At 67.1% G+C, this 18,514-nt stretch carries 20 protein-coding genes; 10 read left to right on the forward strand and 10 right to left on the reverse strand.

What is annotated here, in order from left to right; all coding sequences use genetic code 11:
* Positions 1-4: 4 nt before the first annotated feature.
* On the reverse strand, positions 5-628 hold the full coding sequence (locus AMYNI_RS0124440) for a LysE family translocator (protein ID WP_020670694.1): 624 nt from the start codon (positions 626-628) through the stop codon (positions 5-7).
* 108 nt (positions 629-736) lie between these two features.
* Between AMYNI_RS0124440 and AMYNI_RS0124445 the strand changes: the two genes are divergently transcribed.
* From AMYNI_RS0124445 to ehuA, 5 genes are all read left to right on the forward strand, one after another.
* On the forward strand, positions 737-2,758 hold the full coding sequence (locus AMYNI_RS0124445; RefSeq protein ID WP_084628453.1) for a protein meaA: 2,022 nt from the start codon (positions 737-739) through the stop codon (positions 2,756-2,758).
* A 171-nt stretch (positions 2,759-2,929) separates the two neighbouring features.
* The gene (gene ehuB / locus AMYNI_RS0124450; protein WP_020670696.1) at positions 2,930-3,763 is read left to right on the forward strand and encodes an ectoine/hydroxyectoine ABC transporter substrate-binding protein EhuB; all 834 of its coding nucleotides are present in this window, start codon (positions 2,930-2,932) and stop codon (positions 3,761-3,763) included.
* Between the two features lie 25 nt (positions 3,764-3,788).
* A complete protein-coding gene (ehuC, locus tag AMYNI_RS0124455) occupies positions 3,789-4,499 on the forward strand; it encodes an ectoine/hydroxyectoine ABC transporter permease subunit EhuC (RefSeq protein WP_020670697.1) in 711 nt (236 codons plus the stop codon).
* A complete protein-coding gene (gene ehuD, locus AMYNI_RS0124460) occupies positions 4,499-5,158 on the forward strand; it encodes an ectoine/hydroxyectoine ABC transporter permease subunit EhuD (protein ID WP_020670698.1) in 660 nt (219 codons plus the stop codon). Before ehuC ends, ehuD begins: the two co-directional genes overlap by 1 nt.
* Positions 5,159-5,162: 4 nt before the next feature.
* The gene (ehuA, locus tag AMYNI_RS0124465) at positions 5,163-5,933 is read left to right on the forward strand and encodes an ectoine/hydroxyectoine ABC transporter ATP-binding protein EhuA (RefSeq protein WP_020670699.1); all 771 of its coding nucleotides are present in this window, start codon (positions 5,163-5,165) and stop codon (positions 5,931-5,933) included.
* A 49-nt stretch (positions 5,934-5,982) separates the two neighbouring features.
* Here ehuA and AMYNI_RS0124470 read toward each other — a convergent pair whose 3' ends face one another.
* Positions 5,983-6,975, reverse strand: a complete 993-nt coding sequence (locus AMYNI_RS0124470) for an NAD(P)H-dependent flavin oxidoreductase (RefSeq protein ID WP_020670700.1) — start codon at positions 6,973-6,975, stop codon at positions 5,983-5,985.
* A 49-nt stretch (positions 6,976-7,024) separates the two neighbouring features.
* On the opposite strand from AMYNI_RS0124470, the gene AMYNI_RS0124475 reads away from it, so the two are divergent.
* Positions 7,025-7,798, forward strand: a complete 774-nt coding sequence (locus AMYNI_RS0124475; RefSeq protein ID WP_020670701.1) for an enoyl-CoA hydratase-related protein — start codon at positions 7,025-7,027, stop codon at positions 7,796-7,798.
* 229 nt (positions 7,799-8,027) lie between these two features.
* On the opposite strand, the gene AMYNI_RS0124480 is transcribed toward AMYNI_RS0124475, so the two are convergent.
* Positions 8,028-8,507, reverse strand: a complete 480-nt coding sequence (locus AMYNI_RS0124480) for a hypothetical protein (protein ID WP_020670702.1) — start codon at positions 8,505-8,507, stop codon at positions 8,028-8,030.
* Positions 8,504-9,766: an NsdA family TPR-like regulatory protein gene (locus tag AMYNI_RS0124485; protein ID WP_211225508.1), complete on the reverse strand. Its 1,263-nt coding sequence runs from the start codon at positions 9,764-9,766 to the stop codon at positions 8,504-8,506. The genes AMYNI_RS0124480 and AMYNI_RS0124485 overlap by 4 nt, the downstream gene beginning before the upstream one ends.
* Before the next feature lie 219 nt (positions 9,767-9,985).
* Here AMYNI_RS0124485 and AMYNI_RS0124490 point away from each other — a divergent pair, with 219 nt between their 5' ends.
* Both AMYNI_RS0124490 and AMYNI_RS45295 read left to right on the forward strand, forming a co-directional pair.
* Entirely contained in the window at positions 9,986-10,318 is a 333-nt protein-coding gene (locus AMYNI_RS0124490) for a hypothetical protein (RefSeq protein WP_020670704.1), read from the forward strand.
* Positions 10,318-10,728: a hypothetical protein gene (locus AMYNI_RS45295; RefSeq protein WP_157357470.1), complete on the forward strand. Its 411-nt coding sequence runs from the start codon at positions 10,318-10,320 to the stop codon at positions 10,726-10,728. The genes AMYNI_RS0124490 and AMYNI_RS45295 overlap by 1 nt, the downstream gene beginning before the upstream one ends.
* Positions 10,729-10,950: 222 nt before the next feature.
* Here the strand turns inward: AMYNI_RS45295 and AMYNI_RS47430 are convergent, their stop codons facing one another.
* The 5 genes from AMYNI_RS47430 to AMYNI_RS0124525 form a co-directional block, all read right to left on the reverse strand.
* Positions 10,951-12,144 carry a phage major capsid protein gene (locus AMYNI_RS47430; RefSeq protein ID WP_020670706.1) on the reverse strand — a complete coding sequence of 398 codons (1,194 nt, stop codon included), beginning with the start codon at positions 12,142-12,144 and terminating at the stop codon, positions 10,951-10,953.
* 462 nt (positions 12,145-12,606) lie between these two features.
* Complete coding sequence (locus tag AMYNI_RS49215) at positions 12,607-12,876, reverse strand: hypothetical protein (RefSeq protein ID WP_157357471.1); 270 nt, start codon at positions 12,874-12,876, stop codon at positions 12,607-12,609.
* 94 nt (positions 12,877-12,970) lie between these two features.
* Positions 12,971-14,335 carry a DUF3631 domain-containing protein gene (locus AMYNI_RS45305; protein WP_020670709.1) on the reverse strand — a complete coding sequence of 455 codons (1,365 nt, stop codon included), beginning with the start codon at positions 14,333-14,335 and terminating at the stop codon, positions 12,971-12,973.
* Entirely contained in the window at positions 14,332-15,192 is an 861-nt protein-coding gene (locus tag AMYNI_RS45310; protein WP_169515766.1) for a bifunctional DNA primase/polymerase, read from the reverse strand. Before AMYNI_RS45310 ends, AMYNI_RS45305 begins: the two co-directional genes overlap by 4 nt.
* Positions 15,189-15,446, reverse strand: a complete 258-nt coding sequence (locus AMYNI_RS0124525) for a helix-turn-helix transcriptional regulator (protein ID WP_342667771.1) — start codon at positions 15,444-15,446, stop codon at positions 15,189-15,191. Before AMYNI_RS0124525 ends, AMYNI_RS45310 begins: the two co-directional genes overlap by 4 nt.
* 32 nt (positions 15,447-15,478) lie before the next feature.
* On the opposite strand from AMYNI_RS0124525, the gene AMYNI_RS49605 reads away from it, so the two are divergent.
* Both AMYNI_RS49605 and AMYNI_RS0124535 read left to right on the forward strand, forming a co-directional pair.
* A complete protein-coding gene (locus AMYNI_RS49605) occupies positions 15,479-16,057 on the forward strand; it encodes a Fic family protein (protein ID WP_169515767.1) in 579 nt (192 codons plus the stop codon).
* Between the two features lie 2 nt (positions 16,058-16,059).
* A complete protein-coding gene (locus AMYNI_RS0124535; RefSeq protein WP_020670713.1) occupies positions 16,060-17,262 on the forward strand; it encodes a tyrosine-type recombinase/integrase in 1,203 nt (400 codons plus the stop codon).
* 109 nt (positions 17,263-17,371) lie between these two features.
* On the opposite strand, the gene AMYNI_RS0124540 is transcribed toward AMYNI_RS0124535, so the two are convergent.
* Positions 17,372-18,388 (reverse strand): hypothetical protein, encoded by a 1,017-nt coding sequence (locus AMYNI_RS0124540; RefSeq protein WP_157357472.1) that lies wholly within the window; start codon positions 18,386-18,388, stop codon positions 17,372-17,374.
* Positions 18,389-18,514: the final 126 nt, after the last annotated feature.

An 18,514-nucleotide genomic window follows, 5' to 3' on the forward strand; every position in this document is an offset into this window, starting at 1 on the left:
GCGGCTAGGACTCGGTGGCGAGTGCGACGCCGAAGCCGATCAGCGCGGTGCCGGTGACGGCGTCCAGTGCGCGCCGGACCTTCCGCCGCTTCAGCCACACCCTGACCTTGTGCACGAAGAACATCAGCACCAGCAGCCAGAGTCCACCCAGCACGGCGACGGTGTACGCGAGCAGCAGCGCCTCCCAGGTGCTGGTCCGGCCGGGGTCGAGGAACTGCGGTAGCACGGAGAGGTACAGCGCGAGCACCTTCGGGTTGGTCATGTTGGACAGGAATCCTTCGCGCCAGCGGCGGAATCCGCTGGTCCTGGCGCCGATGTCGTCGGTGGCTCGGTAGTCGCCACGCCACGCCCCGCGCAGCGCCTGGAAGCCCAGGTAGCAGAGGTAGACGACGCCGGCCCAGCGCAGCGTCTGGAACAGCGGCTGCGAGTGCACGATCAGGGTGCCGAGACCGAGCGCGACCGCGGTGCCCTGCACCAGGTTGCCCATGGTGACCCCGGCGGTCGCGAGCAGCCCGCCCCTGGTCCCGCCGGCGAGCGAGTTCTTCAGCATCACCATGGTGTCCGGTCCGGGCGCGAGTACGACGAGTACGACGAAGACCAGGTAGCTGGCGTAAGAACTCCATGTCACGGCTGCACGGTAACGCCCGGCCGGACTCACACGGAAGTGGCGGATTCCACTCGGTGGCTGAAGTTACTGGCTAGTACAATCGACAGGTCGTCCACCGGGAGGTTCACCGTGCCCTATCCAACGGACCGAGAGCGCGATCGCCCGTGGGTGATGCGCACCTACGCGGGGCACTCCTCGGCCGCTGCTTCGAACGAGCTCTACCGCCGGAATCTCGCCAAGGGGCAGACCGGCCTGTCGGTCGCCTTCGACCTGCCCACGCAGACCGGTTACGACGCCGACCACAAGCTGTCCAAGGGCGAGGTCGGCAAGGTCGGCGTGCCGATCGCGCACATCGGTGACATGCGCCGGCTGTTCGAGGGCATCCCGCTGGCCGAGGCGAACACCTCGATGACCATCAACGCGCCGGCGATGTGGCTGCTGGCGCTTTACGTGACGGTCGCGGAGGAACAGGCCAAGGCTGAAAACCGGGATGTGGACGAGGTGCTGGCCAAGCTGACCGGCACCACCCAGAACGACATCATCAAGGAGTACCTGTCCCGCGGCACGTACATCTTCCCGCCGGGACCGAGCCTGCGGCTGATCACCGACATGATCGCCTGGACCGTGCACCACGTGCCGAAGTGGAACCCGATCAACATCTGCAGCTACCACCTGCAGGAGGCGGGCGCGACGCCGACGCAGGAGGTGGCCTACGCGCTGTGCACCGCGATCGCGGTACTGGACGCGGTGCGCGACTCCGGCCAGGTCGCCGAGGCCGACATGGCGCGGGTGGTCGCCAGGATCTCCTTCTTCGTCAACGCCGGCGTGCGGTTCGTCGAGGAGATGTCCAAGATGCGCGCGTTCACCGCGCTGTGGGACGAGCTCACCCGCGACCGGTACGGCGTCACCGACGCCAAGGCGCGACGGCTGCGCTACGGCGTCCAGGTGAACTCGCTCGGCCTGACCGAGGCGCAGCCGGAGAACAACGTGCAGCGCATCGTGCTGGAGATGCTCGCGGTCTCGCTGTCCAGGGGAGCCAGGGCCCGTGCGATCCAGCTGCCCGCCTGGAACGAGGCGCTCGGCCTGCCCCGGCCGTGGGACCAGCAGTGGGCGCTGCGCATGCAGCAGGTGCTCGCGTACGAGACGGATCTCCTGGAGTACGAGGATATTTTCGATGGATCCCGGGTGATCGAGTCCAAAGTGGACGAGATCATCACCGGTGCCCGCGAGGAGATCTCGCGGGTGCAGGAGATGGGCGGCGCGGTGGTCGCGGTGGAGAACGGCTACATGAAGTCGCAGCTGGTCTCCTCGCTCGTCGAATACCGGCGTGGCATGGAGGACGGCGACCGGATCCTGGTCGGGGTCAACAAGTTCGACACCACCGAGCCGAGCCCGCTGCAGGCCGAGGGCGCGAAAGCGATCGAGACGGTCGACCCGGCGGTGGAAAAGGAAGCCGTGGCGGCGGTCGAACAGTGGCGCGAGAGCCGGGACAACGCGGCGGTGGAAAAATCGCTGACGAACCTGCGTGCGGTTGCGAAAACCACTGACAACCTGTTCGAGGCCACGCTGTCCTGCGCGCGGGCCGGGGTCACCACGGGTGAGTGGGCCGGCGCGCTGCGCGAGGAGTTCGGCGAATACCGCGCGCCGACCGGGGTTTCCGCCGGGGCCAATTCCGGGGACGTCGGGGTTGAGTTGACCCGCGTCCGTGAACGAGTGAAGGCCACCAACGACGAACTCGGCGAGCGGCTGCGGATCCTGGTCGGCAAACCCGGGCTGGACGGCCATTCGAACGGTGCCGAGCAGGTTGCCGTGCGTGCCCGTGACGCCGGTTTCGAGGTGATCTACCAGGGCATCCGGCTCACTCCGGAACAGATCGTGGCGGCCGCGGTACAGGAAGGCGTGCACGTGGTCGGGCTTTCCGTGCTCTCCGGTTCGCACCTCGAAGTGGTGCCGGAAGTGGTGGACGGGCTGCGGGCGGCCGGCGCCGGGGACATCCCGGTGATCGTCGGCGGAATCGTGCCGCCGGACGACGAGAAACTGCTGCTGGAACGCGGAATCGCGCGGGTGTTCACGCCAAAGGACTACGAGCTGACCGAGATCATGGACGAGATCGTCACGGTGATCCGGGAAACGCACGGCCTCATGTCATAAAGGGCTTTGTAAGTGTCTCTTTCCGGTAACGGTGCGTAGCTAATTCACCAACTTCCTTTGACCCGATCGGGTGCGCCGCCTACGTTCGGTGATCTACAGAAACCGGATGAAGGGTCAGTGATGGCGCAGGCTGGTTGGACTCGACGGGACTTTTTCAGGCGCTCGGCGGCAATGGGAGCGGTCGCGATCGGAGGTCCGGCCCTGCTGTCGGCATGTGCAAGCAGTGACGACACCACTACGTTCGCCGGCGCCAAAGCGTCCAAGAAGATCAAAGTCGGTTTCGGGAACGAGGCACCCTACGGGTTCACCGACGCGAGCGGAAAGCTGACCGGCGCGGAGCCCGAGGTGGCCCGCGTGGTGCTCAAGGCGATGGGCATCGACGAGATGGAGGCCGTGCCTTCGGACTTCGGCCAGCTGATTCCGGGGCTGCAGGCGAAGAAGTTCGCCTTCGTCGCGGCCGGCATGTCCATCCGGCCGGACCGCTGCGAGACCGCGGCCTTCTCCGCGCCGGAGTTCAAGGTCGCCTCCTCCTTCCTGGTGCCGAAGGGAAATCCGCAGGGCATCAGGCGGTTCGAGGACATCAGCGGCAAGGACGTCAAGATCGCGGTGCTCAGCGGGGCGGTGGAAAAGGGTTACGCCGAAGAGGTCGGGGTGCCCGCGGACAAGATCGTCACCCTGGACAACCAGGACAACATCCTGCGTCAGGTGCAGGACGGCCGCGTTTACGGCGCGGCACTGCTGGACATCACCAGCCGCTGGCTGCTCAAGCAGAACCCGGGCGCCCCGCTGGAGGCGACGGAATCCTTCCAGGGCAGCAAGAAGGCGCCGGACGTCGGTGCCTTCACCTTCCGCAAGGAGGACACCGAATTCATCAACGCGTTCAACGCGGAGCTGAAGAAGGTGAAGGAAAGCGGTGAGTGGCTGCGGATCGTCACCCCCTTCGGCTTCAGCGAGGCCAACGCACCGGGCCCCGAGCTGACCACCGAAGCGCTCTGCAAGGGCTGAGCGCACTCGGACGGCGGAGGATCCCGTGTTCGACAACTTCCCGATCATCTTGCCCAGGCTGCTCGAAGGCCTGCCCTACACCGTCATCGCGACCGCCGGCGGCATCGCGCTGACCATCGTGATGTCGCTGGTCGCCGGTCTCGCGCTGCTGTCCCCGTCGCGGGTGGTGCGCGGTATCTCGCGGGTCTACGTGGAGGGCTTCCGCGGAACGTCCGAAGTGGTCCAGCTGTTCTGGATCTACTTCGTGCTGCCGATCCTGGTCGGCCTGGAGCTGCTGCCGCTGACCGCCGGGATACTGGTGCTCGGGCTCAACCACGGCGCATACGGCGCCGAGGTGGTCCGCGGCGCGGTGCAGTCCGTGCCCCGCGCGCAGTTCGAGGGCGCGATCGCGCTGAACCTGACGCCGGCGCAGCGGATGCGGCGGGTGATCCTGCCGCAGGCGGTGGTGGAGATGCTGCCGTCCTTCAACAACCTGTTCATCCAACTGCTCAAGAGCACCGCGATCCTGTTCTTCATCGAGGTGCCGGAGATCTTCAAGCAGGGTGAGATCCTGCGCCCGCAGTTCGGCGACGACATCGGCCTGATCTACCTGATCGAGCTGGTGCTCTACCTGCTGCTGGCGATCGTGATCACGGTGACCATGCGCTGGCTGGAGAAGCTGGCCAGCCGCCGGGTCGGCCGGACCGCGGTGAGCCGGACCAGCGCGCTGGCCAAGGTGACCGGAGGCGGGATCTGATGGACGTCTGGGACTGGGGCAAGGCGCTGGACAGCATTCCGGTGATCCTGCGCGGCCTGGTGGTCACCCTGCAGATCACCGTGCTCGGCTCGCTGCTCGCCTACGTGCTCGGGTTGGTCTTCGCGATCGTGCGGCGGGCCAGTATCCCGGTGGTGGACCAGCTGCTGTGGGCGTTCATCGAGTTCGTCCGCAGCACCCCGCTGCTGATCCAGGTGTTCGTGCTGTTCTACCTGCTGCCGCCGGTTACCGGGATCAGCCTCTCCCCGACGGTGACCGGGGTGATCGCGCTCGGCGTGCACTACGCCTGCTACACCTCCGAGGTGTACCGCGCCGGGATCGACGCCATCCCGGCCGGGCAGTGGGAGGCGGCCACCGCGCTCAGCCTGCCGAGGACCAGGGTGTGGACCGGGGTGATCCTGCCGCAGGCCATTCCCAGGGTGCTGCCGGCGCTGGGCAACTACACCATCTCGATGTTCAAGGAGGTGCCGTTGCTGCTCGCGATCGGCGTCCTGGACATCGTGAACAGCGCGAAAGAACTGGGCGCGGACGACTACCGGTTCGTCGAGCCCTACACCATGGCGGGCCTGGCATTCCTGCTGCTGAGCTACCCCGCCGCCCTGCTGGTGCGGAAATTGGAGCGTCGTGTCAACCGAGTCTGAGTACATGATCCGTTTCGACGGGGTGGTCAAGAAGTTCGGTGACCATGTCGTGCTCCGGGAGCTGGACTTCGCGGTGCGGCCCGGTGAGTTCGTCACGCTGATCGGGCCTAGCGGCTCCGGAAAGACCACCATTCTGCGGTTGCTGATGACCCTGGAAAAGGTGGACGCCGGCACGATCGACGTCGGCGGGAACTGCCTGAGCCATATCGACCGCGGCGGGAAGAAGGTGCCCGCGGACGAAAAGCACCTGCGCGAGATGCGCAAGCGGATCGGCATGGTGTTCCAGCAGTTCAACCTCTTCCCGAACATGAAGGTGCTGCAGAACATCACCGAGGCACCGATCCGTGCGCTCGGCATGTCCAAAGGGGAGGCCGAGGCGCGGGCGGTGGACCTGCTGGAGATGGTCGGCCTCACGGACAAGGCCGGGGCGCACCCGAGCCAGCTCTCCGGCGGGCAGCAGCAGCGGGTCGCGATCGCCCGTGCGCTGGCCATGCAGCCGGAGGTGCTGCTGCTGGACGAGGTGACCTCGGCGCTGGACCCGGAGCTGGTGGCCGGGGTGCTGGCGCTGCTCAAGCGGATCGCGTCCACAACGGACATCACCATTCTCTGCGTCACGCACGAGATGCAGTTCGCGCGGGACGTCTCGGACCGGGTGATGATGTTCGACCAGGGCCAGGTGATCGAGGACGCGGCGCCGGCGAAGCTGTTCACCGAACCGGAGCACGGCAGGACGAAGGAGTTCCTGCGCGCGGTGATCGACCGCGCGGCCGACTGAGCGTTTCGCGAACGTGAGACTCGCCTGGCGGGAGCTTGGGACTCGCGGGTCAGCGGAGGCGAGTGAGGGCGCGGGTGGCTTCGGCGACCAGTTGGGCGACGATGTCGGCGGCGGGAGCCACTTCGCGGACGACACCAGCGCTTTGCCCGGCGTAGAGGGCCATCGCCTCGACGTCGCCGTGGACTCCCCGCAGCGGCGCGAGATCCGCGTAGCGGGGGACCTCGGTGCCGTCGGTCCAGGTGCCGATGGTGTCCGTCTCACCGGGACGGTCGCCGGGTGCGGGCCGTCCCGCCGCCTCCCAGGCGCGCACAGTGCTGTTGCGCAGCGCGCGGTGCGGGGCGTCCGGCCAGCCCTTGTCGAACACGATCCCGTGCGCGGTCCCGGTTTCCGCCGCGTCCGCGATCAGCTCCCGGTACTCGGCGGCGGTCGCCGCCTCCTCGGCGAGCAGGAACCGGGTGCCGATCCAGGCCGCGTCCGCGCCGAGCGCGAGCGCCGCCGCCAGCCCGCGGCCGTCGCCGATGCCGCCGGCGGCCAGCACCGGCACCGGCGCGACCGCGTCCACCACCGCCGGTACCAGTGGCAGGGTCGCCACCTCGCCCCAGACGTGCCCGCCTGCCTCCCAGCCCTGTGCGACGATCACGTCCACTCCCGCCGCCACCGCACGCGCGGCCTCCGCCGCCGAGGCGACGGAGTGCAGGTGCAGCGCGCCGGCGTCGTGGATCATGCCGGTGAGCGGGGCCGGATCACCCCAGAAGGTGGAGATGATCCGGACGCCCGCGCGCAGGCACTGCGCGATGCGCTCCCGCTGCGGCCACTTCAGGATCAGGTTCACGCCGAACGGGCGGTCGGTCAGCGCCGTGGTCTCCGCGAGTTTCGCGCTAAGGCCGCCGGGATCGTCCCAGCTCACGGCCAGCGTGCCGAGGCCACCGGCGGCACTGACCGCGGCGGCCAGCGCCGGCACGCTCGGCCCGCCGACGGGTGCTTGCACGATCGGCACCGAAATGCCGGTGAGCTCGCAGAACGGGGTGCGGGGAAGTGCCATGCCGCCCAAGCTATCCAACGGACTGGACTCCGGGGGTAGCGTCGGGGACATGGGCGAGTACGAGCACCTCCTCGTCAAACGCGAGGACGACACGGTCACCATCACGATGAACCGCGCGTCGCGGCGGAACTCGCTGTCCGAGGCGCACCTGACCGAGCTGCTGATCGCGTTCCGGGCCGCGGCGAGTTCGGACGCCACCGGCATCGTGCTGGCCGCCGCCGGGCCGGTGTTCTCCGCCGGCCACGACTTCGGCGACGTCGCGTCGCGTGACCTGATCGGCGTGCGGAAGCTGCTGCGGCTGTGCACCGACCTGATGGGCGTCATCCAGGCCGCGCCGCAGGTGGTGCTGGCGCGGGTGCACGGGCTGGCCACCGCGGCGGGCTGCCAGCTGGTGGCCTCCTGCGACCTTGCGGTGGCCGCCGAGTCGGCCGGTTTCGCGTTGCCCGGCGGCAAGGGCGGCTGGTTCTGCCACACGCCCGCGGTGCCGGTGGCGCGCTCGGTCGGGCGCAAGCGGCTGATGGAGCTGGCGCTGACCGGTGACCCCATCGACGCGGCCACCGCGCTGGACTGGGGCCTGGTCAACCGGGTGGTGCCGGACGACGAGCTGGACACCGCGGTGGCCGAGCTGCTGGCCAGGGCGACCAGGGGCAGCAGGGCGAGCAAGGTGATCGGCAAGCAGACCCTCTACGCCCAGCTGGACCGGCCGGAGGCGGATGCCTACGCGATCGCGCTGGAGGTGATGGCCTCGGCGTCGCAGCTGCCAGGGGCCAAGGAGGGAATGGCCGCTTTCCTCGAGAAACGCCACCCCTCCTGGCCGGACTGAGCCCCCTTTGTCCGTGAAAGTGGCTTTCACAACAGGCGGCTTTCTGACCTGGGCAAGATCGTGTCATCCGTAGGTTGACCAGGCAAAATAGCTGTCATCGGTTGTGGTCGGTTGCCGACCCTAGTTGTCCTCGCGCGTCCCCGGCGCGTCCCGGCGCCGAGCGGAGAAGACCAGCGACCCCCGTACCCGTTCGCCGGGTGCGGGGGTCGCTGCCTGTCCGGGTCTCGCGCTAGTCGCGTTCGGCACCGTCCGGCCAGATCACGGTGACCGGTATGCCGCGTTCACGGGCGGCCTCGACCACGTCGGCGGTGCCGCCGTACCCGCGCGCGGGTTTCCCGTCCCAGATGGCTACCAGTTCGTCAGCGTTTTCGATCATGCGCAGGCTGGCGTTCATGTGCGCTTCGGAGTTGGACTCGGTGTGATCGAGCTGGATTACCTCGGACGCCTGGGCCATGAGCGCGTCATAGATGGGGTGGTGGTCGGCGGGCAAGCCGTCGCGGTAGGTGGTCGCCGGAACGACCACTATCAGCTCTCCGCCCGCGTCCAGGACAGCACGTGCGAACTGTGCATCTGCCCCGTCCGCGATGCAGGACAACCCGGTAAGCGTGCCGTCCGCGCGCCGGGCGATCTCGGCACGTAGTGCCTCGTCGATGAGTTGGGCGGTGCGCTTGGGGAGTTCGCGGTGTCCGGTCACGGCCAGGCGGGTCAAGGGGTCTCCGTCTCGTAGAGGGCGGCTAGCGCGTCGTCGAGGTCACGGGCGGCGGTGGTGCGGGCGGGTAGCGCTGCACGGAACTCCCGAGCGCGGGCGATGATCCGTTCGCTACCGAAGTCACGGCCGACCTGAAGGGCTTCGGCGGTGAGCTGGCAGCCTTCGGCAACGAGCCCGGCGGCGGCCATCGCTTGCGCTTGGTCAAGCTGCGCAAGCGCACGGGGCTTTGGTCCGGCCAGCGTGGGTAGCGCCGCGTCGAAAGCGGCGGTGGCTGCGCGCAGGTCTCCGAGTCGGCCAAGCGCTCCGGCCTGGTATCGGGCCACCTTGGCACGATCGAAGGTGAACACCCATGGCCAGTGAGGTTCGCCTCGCTGGCGGCTGGTCAGCTTCTCAGCGGCCCGGAGTGCGGCCAGCGTGGCCGTCTGGTCGCCAAGTGCGGCGTGGGCGACCGCGTGCAGGGAAGCGAGCCAGGCACGGGCGGTGTCCGGGGCGCTCTTGTCGAGTTGCGTGGCTGCGCGGTCGAGCAGGGTGACGCCCTGGCGAGGATGGCCAGCCTCCACGGCGAAGTGCCCCAGGCTGGCAGTCATGTAGGACGCAAGGAGGGGATGGTCCGCGCGTTCGGCGTGGCTCACGGCCTCGCTGTAGCGGCGGCGCGCAGTGGCGTTGTCGCCCCGGTCGGCGGCCAGCCATGCGGCCAGCCCGGAGACTTCGGCCAGCACGCTGAACCCGGTCGACGTACGCAGTGTGGTCTGCACGATGCCCGTGGTGAGTGCGAGGTGGGCGTCTACGGCGGGGGCCAGTTGTTCAGAGGACACGGCCGATTCCATGCGCCGGTAGTGGGCGGTCGGACCGGACACGGCCGCCGCCAGTTCGCGCGTGTCCTGCACTGGACCGGGGACGTGGTGGGAGACCAGGACCCCGGCGCCCGTGCCGAGCGCGGTCTTGAGGAAGGTCTTTCGGTCCACGTTGTCAGGGTTGCCTCTAACCGGCCGCGCAAACCCGAGTTCGGCATCCGTGGTGACGTCGAGGACTGCGCGGATTGCAGCTCGATAATACGCCGCTGGCCAGCGGATCTTTCCCCGTTCCCACTTGCCCACGTGGTTGGCGTCCACGGTCGTCACCCTGGCGCCGCCACTGGCGCGGTACACCTGAGCGTTAACGGCGTCGGCCAGTTCTTGCCGCGTCATCGCTTCGCCGGGCGAGGTAGGCGACTCCACGCGTATACGAGCAGCGCGCAGCAACTCGTTCGGCTCTGACACGACCGGGCCTCTCCTCACCTGGGGGGCTTGTGTGCGGAGTGTAACTGTCGCCTTGACGAATCGCGAAGAATCAACTCTCCCCCAAGTCTCCCCTTGACATCCCCTCGCGCGTCACTCCTGCGGGTCTTCCTGGGCGCGCACGCTGGAGATCATGACCGCCCCCAATGCGAACGTCCACGTTTGGCGCGGCATCGTCGGTGAGACCGTCGGGGGCGCGCGATGAAGACGCCCTTGGAGCTGTACCCGGAGTTGCGACGGGTCTTTGACCTGAAGGAAGCCGGGTGGTCGTTCGTCCCCACCGTGGACGACAACGGCGAAGTGACCAAGCTGACCGGCTTGTACGTGTGGCCGGATGGCGTGGCGGACGCGCTGCACATCGGATCACAGACGGACGCGGGCGCGCTTCGGATGGACCACACGGGCGGCTTGCTCTGGCAGTGTGACGGGACGCTCGCCGAGGTGACGGACGCGCTTCTCGCTTTGCCCGCACCGAGTAGCCCGCTTGCGCCCCGGTTGGTACTGGGCTCCGCGCCGACGTTGTGGACTCCGTAGTGGGGTATCTCAGCCGTCGCCGGGCGCGTCGCGCGGTGTCGGTCCACAAAGTACAGAACGCACTGAAGCGCCTGCCTGCGGCAGACCGGATTCTCGTTGGATACAGCGAATCCACTCACAACGAGATCGCCGAAGTGCACGCGGCGGTGGTCGAAGCCCGGCGTCTGGCGCGCAAGTCGTCCGCCGTTGGCCTTCTGCTGCGGGACGCGAACGTGTGGCTTTCCGCGTGGCTGGACTTGTGGAAGACCGGGGAAGCCCGTACCCCGCACCTGCCGCTGTTGTATCGCCAGATGGTGGAGCATCTAGAACGCGTGTCGGATCGACTGTCCCTTGTAGCCGAACTTGAAGCGCGCAAAGTGGACAAGACCATGTGGCCGTATGCGGAGCCGGATGACGGCAACGGCACCTGAAGATGTCCGGCGGGGGTCGTCTCGACGCTAAGCCCCCTCGACTGCTCCCGCCGGGCTTAGCCTCCCTCGTTTTTGGTCACGCTTGGGCGAGGGGGAGATACGGCACCCGTTCGCGGGTGCCGTATCGCATGTGGACACCCGCCGACCGGCCTGGAGGGGTACCGGGCGGCGGGTGCCAGGGTGCTGAGCCGGGCCACGCCAGGGGTTCGGCTCAGCGGGCTTCTACGCGGTCAGGTCGAGCTTGACCACTCCGGCCGGACGGGTCACCGCGAATCCGAACCGTCCTTCGCAGCGGAAGCGGATCATGTTGCGCTCGAAGTCGCTGGCGCCTTCGCCTACGCCCAGAGCGTCCGGGTCGTAGGTGTTCTCGGACCAGTCGATCACTGCTTCCTCGCGGACCTTGAGCGTGGTGGAACCGGCGAAGTCGGCCAGCCATCCGGTTCCCGCAGTGACCGAAGTGGACAGAACAACTGGGACGGACCATAAACGGCGGGCGGCCCGATCGACTGGGAGCGCCTGCCCGGCCTGGGTGAGCAGGTAGCCGTTGGCGTTCGCGGCTAGCTCGATGTTCTGCCAGTCCCCCGGGTGCAGAACCCATCCAGAACCGTTGAGGGACAACACTTCCAGCTTCGTCACGGCTTGCCGGGTGGTGGTCATCAGGTCGGTAGCCCATGCTTGACTCTGGGTGCCGGAGGTGAAGTTCAGGCCGGTCGGCCGATCCCCGGTACCATCGCCGTTGATGACCTCGTTCTCCAAAGCCTCCTCAAGACCAAGCCGAAGCTCGGTGTCCACAAAGGTCTGAAGCATCGGGGCGTCGGAAAGGTCCTGCCGGGAGATAGGTTCCGTGAGGTGCGCAACCGTTCCCGACCTGCCTTCCACGCGCTCCAATGTGTACCGGCTCGTGGGCTTCTTCGCGCCCCGCGGAACGACCTCCGCGTTGTTCTCTCGCAGGGTCTGCCGCATGTACGCCCAAACCCCAGCTGTGTCCTTTTCGGACGGAATGAGCTGTCGCAAGGCTAGGACGGGCTCGGCCTCGCGTACCGGTTGGGTGGCGAGCGGCACGGTCACCATCACGCTGCCGGACGGGGCGATCGACTTGAACCGCCCCAGCGGGTCACTGTGCTGGCGGACGATCTCCTTGCCCCACGTCGAACCGCCCAGCGACTTCAGGCGGGGGCTGTTGTCGTGTAACGGGCCTTCTCCGGGGTATCCGCCTACCGCGTCGCCGAGTTTCTTGATGGCGGCCTTGACGCTCTCGTCGCGCTCGTCCTCCCGCACCTTGTCGTACTCAGACTTCAACCGCTGCGCGTCGCGCATAAGGTCGCGGACGACTTCCCTTTCCTTCTCGGTAAAGTCGCGTCCCGCGTCGTCCGCCTTCGCGGCAATCTCGTTCGCGGACTTCAGTTTCTCTTTCATCTGCGCCAAAAGGCGCTCAGCATTGGGCGACAATGGACTGTCCTAATGATCAGGTGTGGTCACTGATCGGCGGACTCTTCGCGGTGCGTCTGCCTGGCGCCGGGGCGCGGGGCACGGTCGCATGGCGCGGCTGGCCGATTCGGTGGGTGCCCGGCTGGCCGTGGTGCACCACAGCGGATCGTCACCCCCGACGAGAACGATCTTAGCCCACGTTCCCGATGTAGCGGTCCACTTCGTGCCCAATGCACCACACGGTGACTTCGGCCCGCCCATCGGGTAGCGGCTCCATCCGGGCCGCGTATCCGCTATGGACCCACCAGAACGCGGTAGGCATCACCAGGCACACCCCGTTCTCGTCAGGACGGGCCACCCTGGGCCGCCCGATCTCCACCCCCGGCGGAACATGCCACGCCAACACGGCTAGGGCGTTCTCGGCCTTCTCAGGGGCGATTCCGATGGTCCTCACGTCGTTTCCTCCTTGCTGCCCAGCAGCACCCGCAGGCGGGCTTCCAGTCGATCTTGTTCCACTTCGATCTTGGGTAGCTGGTCGCCGAACACGGTCGACCAGTTCAACCTGATGTCGCGGTGGTGGTCTTCCAGCGATTCCAAGGCGCGCTGTATCCGCCGGACTTCGTACTCAGCGGCCCGACGGCACGCCTGCGAGCAGTACGCGGCCGGACGTCCCGGTCCGGCGCGTTCGGCAAGCTGCCCGCCGCACTTGAGGCACTCCAATTTGTCCACCTTCCTCGATCGGGTTATCTGGCACGCCACGCGCGAGACCAACGGCGCGGTCTTGCGGTCGCACTGTCACCGTGATGTTGACGCCCTATCCCTCGCCGGGTAGCTCGGTGGCGTCCAATTCGGACTCCAGCAGGGCGGCTGCGCGATCGATGGCGTCCGGGTTAGCGTCCAAACCGTCCTGAAGTGTCCGTACCGGGCCTGACCTGCGGGAACGGCGGGACGCTTCGCCGGACGCTTTCGCGGGGCCGTCCAAAGCGTCCGGCAAAGCGTCCGGCTGTTTCGCCTGGTCAGAGGACGTTTGGACGCTTCGGGACACTTCGGACGGTTGCACGGGCCGTCGCGGGACGTCGGCCGCGTCGGCGGTGTCCTCATCGGACGGGTAGCGCTCCCAGGCGTCGGCGAAGTCGCGTCGGTTGTAGCCGCGCTTGGCCCTGTCCTTGTTGCGGTCGGACTTGATCCCGAAGTGGCTGAGCATCCGGCCCAGCTTGTGCGCGGTCAGTTCCATTTCGGACCACGGCGACTCGTCTACCTTCCACAGTTCCCGCACCAGATTCTCCGTGGCCACCCAGTCACCCTTGAAACCCGCGAACACTCTGCGCATGTCGTGTAAGAGCTGGACGGGCAGGGAGTTCTCACGTTCGTCCTCGGCGGACTCTTCGAGTAGCCGCTTCGCGGCTGTGCGGGCGCGCTGCGGCCAGTCGGCCCCGGCGAGGTCGGCCACCATGAGCAGGGGTTCCCAGACGTCGGCGGCCCGGTCTTCGAGGTCCGACTTGGGTTCGGCGTGGCTGAGCACGGTCTTGGTGTCCTCTGTGGTTAGCCATGCGGCCAGCCGGGTGCCCACGGCTTCGATGGCGGGCTTGTCGCGGAGGATGCGGAACGGCTTCACGATCTCGCTCGGCTTGCGGCGTCGCATGTGGATGATCACCGACCGGTCCTCGATGGTGTCGGGAAGCGAGCCGATCCCGGCGAGCGCGGCCATTGCGAATGACGGGAATTCCACCGGGGTCTGTGACTGGCCGACACATCGCAGCGACGGGGCGCCGCGCTCGAACCCGGCGTTAAGCAGGCCACGTAGGTCTTCGTTGTTCTCGGCGACCTTCTTGGACCCGAAGATGGTGTCCGCTTCATCGAAGATCAGCGTGGGCGGGTGTTCGCCGCCGAGTGATCGGAAGATCGCGGGCACCGTGGCGTTGACCGTCTTGAGTGGACGGTGGCTGAGCAGGGTCACCACGTCGAGCACGCGGGTCTTGCCGGATCGCTTGGTAGCCGACCGCACCGACAGCCGGGGCGCGAACGGCAGGGTTTCCAGCGCATGTGTTGCTGCACACCACAAAACGATGGCGTCGGCCGCTTCCGGCGTCGGCAACGCGCAGTAGGTCACCAGCAAGTCGCGGGCTTCGTCCAGCAGGGCGGCGCCATCGATCGTCGCGTCCAGTTCGTCGATCTTCACGACGGACCACCCGCCCGGCGAAGCGCGGAGTTCACCGTGGACTGGGCTTCCCGGCGTGGGAGTCCGGTTTGGACGGCCGCGTCCACGAGTAGATAAACTTCGGCCTGGCGGCCGGCGTCGACCGCCCGGTTTGCCGCCCAGTACAGGGCGTTGTTCCGGTTGCTTTCTTGTTGGCGCGCAAGCCATCGAGCGAGACGAGGGACTTCTTCACTCCGGTTTCCGGTGCACGGCAACAAGAGTTTCCGCGTCGGCGTCACCAGCCGCTTGCACGCCTGCCAGTCCAGCGCCCGGCCTCGGGCGCCTTCGCGCCAATCGAGGACTTCGTACGCGGCATGGTCCACGGTGGACGGGGGCACGAGAACGTACCCGCCGAGTCCACGGAAGTCGATCCCGTGCCCGGGAAGGCTTCCGTTTCCTTGGCGTGTTCCCCGGTAGTAGATGTGCAGCCCGCCGGACGGGGTGCGCACGGTGCCGAGTGCCCCGGTGAGAAGCCCGGCGGCCTTGAGTCGGTCCACTGTGGCCATCCCGTCAACGTGGCCTTTTACGTCGACGTCGAGCACGTCGAACGCGGGCGCCCCGGTCGCTACCGCGAGGTTGGCGCCCGGTATCCGGCGCCACCACCGCGTGATCACACTGGGGTCGGTGGTGGCGTCCTTGAACCCGTGGCGCGTCGCCGGTTGCTTGGCGCCGGGCTTGCAGGGGAACACGGGCCAGCCGCGCCGGGCGCACGCCAACGCGGCCCGGAGTGCGCTATCGTCCACAGTGGTCGAACTGTCGTGAGTGTCGATCTTGTCTGTCGGGGCCGCCCGGTCCGTGCGTGCCGGGCGGCTTCGTTCTGCCGGGGGCTTATTGATCACGCGACGCGGCCCCCTTCGGCCTCGTGGGCTTTCTCCCACTTCTCGACGTCGGCCAGCCGGTACCGCACGTGCTTGCCGACCTTGAGGTACTTCGGCCCATCACCCCGGCTGTTCCACTGGTAGACCGTGCGGCGGGGCACGCCCAGACGCTCCGCAAGATCACTGATCGTCAGGTGCCGTCCAACCATCGGCCCATCTCCTTCCATCTGGTCCTGTACCCGATGGTTGCCATCCTGGCCTAGATGAGGCATCATCACCTAAGCCAAAACCCGAGAGATTGGCGTAGATGATGGTTTGGACGGGTAAGTCCCGCGTGTACCGGCACCCGGGCGGGAAGTTTCGCGGAGACGTCCGACTCGGGGACCTGATGGTGCCCCGGCACGCCTTCTTCGACCTAGAGGGCGCGGACGGGCATCCGGACGTTCACGCCCACTTCGAGGTCAGGGACGGCCGTCCCGAGTGTCGAGAGCTTCGGATCACCAGCAATGACCCCGGACGGGGAATCACTGATGATGATCTCAAATTCTTCAATCTCGACAATTTCACCACTCAAGTTTTCCATCAATTGGTGTCACATGTAATCGACGAAAACGACGGTGAGCCGATAGCGATTGACACGAATTACGGGCGCGCAGTCCGGGAGTCGTTCGACGAGATCAGGGAGGCTGTCACTAAACCAAGGAAGGAAAAGGGTGCCGACCTGGAATACGTGGCGAGACTTTACCGGGAAAATATCGATGGATCACCCATTAAAATAATCTCCGAAGAATGCAAAGTATCGGAGCGAACGGCCGTGCGACGTGTCAAGCAAGCGCGCGACGCTGGCCTACTTCCACCCACCACCAAAGGAAAGCGAAAGGCGTAACGATGTCTGTCGAAGACCGTTGGCACTACAAGGGAACGCGCAAGCAGACAAGGGAATACGGACGCGGGAAACGGTGGCGTGTCCGGAATCCCGGCGCGCCCAACAAGTCCTTTCACAAGAAGTCGGACGCGGAAACGCACGACACCGAGGTCAAAGCGGACTTGCTGAAGGGCCTGACCCCGTTCGACACCGCCAAGGGGCGCATCCGGTTCCGGGACTACGTGGAAAAGCACTGGTTGCCCAACCACCCCGGCACCCCCGGCTCTCTCCGTACGATCAAGTCCCGGCTCAAGAACCACATCTACCCGCACTTCGGGGACAAGAGCATGAACGAGTGCCGACCGTCCACGGTGAACGGGTGGAAAGCCGCCATGCGCACCAAGACGTCCAAGCGCGGCGGCGGGAAGCTCTCGGACGCAACGGTTCTCGCGTGCTGGGTTCACCTGGGCGGCATCTTCCGCGCGGCCAAGATCGACGGCGTGATCGCGGCACATCCGTTTGAAGGCGTGGACCGCGTGGACGAACCGCGCCGGGGGCACATGCGGTTGCTGGAGGACAAGACCGTGGACGGCATCTTGGATGCCTTCCCGGACCGGTACCACGGCGTCCCGCTCGTGTCGGCCACGTGCGGGCACCGACAGGGAGAGAGCTTCGCCGTGGCCGTCGAGGACTTGGACTTCCTCCGGCGCAAGATCGAGATTCGCCACCAAGTCCAGGTGATCGACGGGGAGTTGAAGCTAGTCCCGCCCAAGCGCGGGTCCGTGCGCACGGTGCCACTCCCGACGCACACCGGGGAAGCCCTGGCGACCCACATCGAGCGCTACGGCACGGTGGCCGTCCGGTGCGAGTGCTGTAACCGGGTGAATCACCTGCTGTTCGTCACGGAGTCCGGCGAACTGATCAACTACACCAAGTTCAACCGGGCGCTCTGGCACCCGGCGATCACGGCGGCAGGGCTGGACCCTGCCGCCGGGGATGAGACCGGTCAGCACCTTCTCCGGCACTACTACGTGTCGGTGCTGATCGAGGCGCACACCAACCCGAAGGCCATTCAGCAGTACGTCGGCCACAAGCACATGAGCACGACCATGGACGTGTACGGCCACCTGTTCGAGCGCGCCCACGAGCAAGCGGCCAGGGCCGTCGATCGTGCGTTCGCTGGGCGGGGCCGTGTGTCCCCTGTGCGTCCCGCGAAGGGTGCCTAGGGGTGGACTTGCCCAGGTCAGGGGCACATTTTGTCGCTCTCAGTTATGAAGGGCACCTTGCCTACCTTCAAGGTAGGCAAGGTGCCCTTCACGGACATCTATCGACGGGTTAGGAGAGCTGGGAGTCCGCGGACCACTTGGTGCCGAGGGCGTTGCGGCCGCTGAAGGACACCGTGCCGTCCGCCCCGGTGTTCAGGAAGGCGACCAGTTGGCCATCGGTCAGCTTGCTGACGACGTCCTTCTTGCCGTCGAGGTTCACGTCCTTGGAGATGGTCAGCACGGCCTGCTCCCAGCCGTGCCCGATCACGATCGGCTCGGCGGGCGCGGCGGCCGAACGAGCCTGCTTCGCCGCACCGGACTTGATCGCCGCCACGTCGGCCGCGTCGAAGGACGGCAACGACTTGCCCGCCTTCGCCGCCCCCTGCGGCTCTGTCTCCGTCTCGGCGAGGATGCCGTAGAGCACGCCGCCAAGGCGGACGATCAGGTCGGGCAGGGTGTCGCCGTTCAGGTCGGCGACGTCGAACTGGTCGAACACGGTGAAGTCGTCGATCAGCGTGAGCGGTGCTCCGACGGTGGTCTGTCCCGCTGCCGCGGTGACCGGCCAGACCGTCAGCGCGCCGTCCGGCGTCCGGCCCCAAATGTCCGCCACACCGTCGCCGGTGATGTCCTGCAGCACCTTCAGGTCGATCTGGTCCCAGCCGAAACCGCCGAACTGCTGGGCGCTGGTCAGCGTGCCCAGCGGAGCCGCCGGGTCGTAGGCGCCGCCGTGCTTGTGCGCGGTGATGGTGCCACCGACCTGCGCGAGCACGTCGGGGACGTCGTCGCCGGACACGTCCGCGACGGAGATCCAGCCCGCGTTGTTCCAGCCGAAGTTGATCGCAGTCGCGCCGCCGAAGGTGGCGCCGGGGTTGCCGGCGCTGAAGCCGCCGGAATGCGGGTAGACCACCAGCGCGCCGTCGGGCTTCCTGGAGACAAGGTCCTCGTGACCGTCGCGGGTGATGTCGCGGGTGCGGTCACCGGAGCCGGTCTGCGCCGGAGCGGCGGTGGCCACTGCCGGTGCCGCGGCCAGCACAGCGAGCGCCGCGGCCGTTCCGGCCAGGACGCGCTTGTATCTGCCAGAAGACATAGATTTCCCCTTGAATGAAATCGAATTAAAACAATGGGAAGAAATGCGTGCAGGACGAAGATCCCCGATGCGTCGCCCCTCGCGCATCGCCAACCTACACCCTTTTCACACCGGGTGGCGCAGATA

The sequence above is a fragment of the Amycolatopsis nigrescens CSC17Ta-90 genome, from assembly GCF_000384315.1.
GTDB lineage: Bacteria > Actinomycetota > Actinomycetes > Mycobacteriales > Pseudonocardiaceae > Amycolatopsis > Amycolatopsis nigrescens.

Bases quoted from the DNA above. Each gene is read 5' to 3' on its own strand.
- ehuB (WP_020670696.1), top strand. From the start codon at position 2,930: ATGGGAGCGGTCGCGATCGGAGGTCCGGCCCTGCTGTCGGCATGTGCA.
- ehuD (WP_020670698.1), top strand. From the start codon at position 4,499: ATGGACGTCTGGGACTGGGGCAAGGCGCTGGACAGCATTCCGGTGATC.
- ehuA (WP_020670699.1), top strand. From the start codon at position 5,163: ATGATCCGTTTCGACGGGGTGGTCAAGAAGTTCGGTGACCATGTCGTG.
- AMYNI_RS0124470 (WP_020670700.1), bottom strand. From the start codon at position 6,975: ATGGCACTTCCCCGCACCCCGTTCTGCGAGCTCACCGGCATTTCGGTG.
- AMYNI_RS0124475 (WP_020670701.1), top strand. From the start codon at position 7,025: ATGGGCGAGTACGAGCACCTCCTCGTCAAACGCGAGGACGACACGGTC.
- AMYNI_RS0124490 (WP_020670704.1), top strand. From the start codon at position 9,986: ATGAAGACGCCCTTGGAGCTGTACCCGGAGTTGCGACGGGTCTTTGAC.
- AMYNI_RS47430 (WP_020670706.1), bottom strand. From the start codon at position 12,144: ATGAAAGAGAAACTGAAGTCCGCGAACGAGATTGCCGCGAAGGCGGAC.
- AMYNI_RS0124525 (WP_342667771.1), bottom strand. From the start codon at position 15,446: ATGATGCCTCATCTAGGCCAGGATGGCAACCATCGGGTACAGGACCAG.
- AMYNI_RS49605 (WP_169515767.1), top strand. From the start codon at position 15,479: ATGATGGTTTGGACGGGTAAGTCCCGCGTGTACCGGCACCCGGGCGGG.
- AMYNI_RS0124535 (WP_020670713.1), top strand. From the start codon at position 16,060: ATGTCTGTCGAAGACCGTTGGCACTACAAGGGAACGCGCAAGCAGACA.
- AMYNI_RS0124540 (WP_157357472.1), bottom strand. From the start codon at position 18,388: ATGTCTTCTGGCAGATACAAGCGCGTCCTGGCCGGAACGGCCGCGGCG.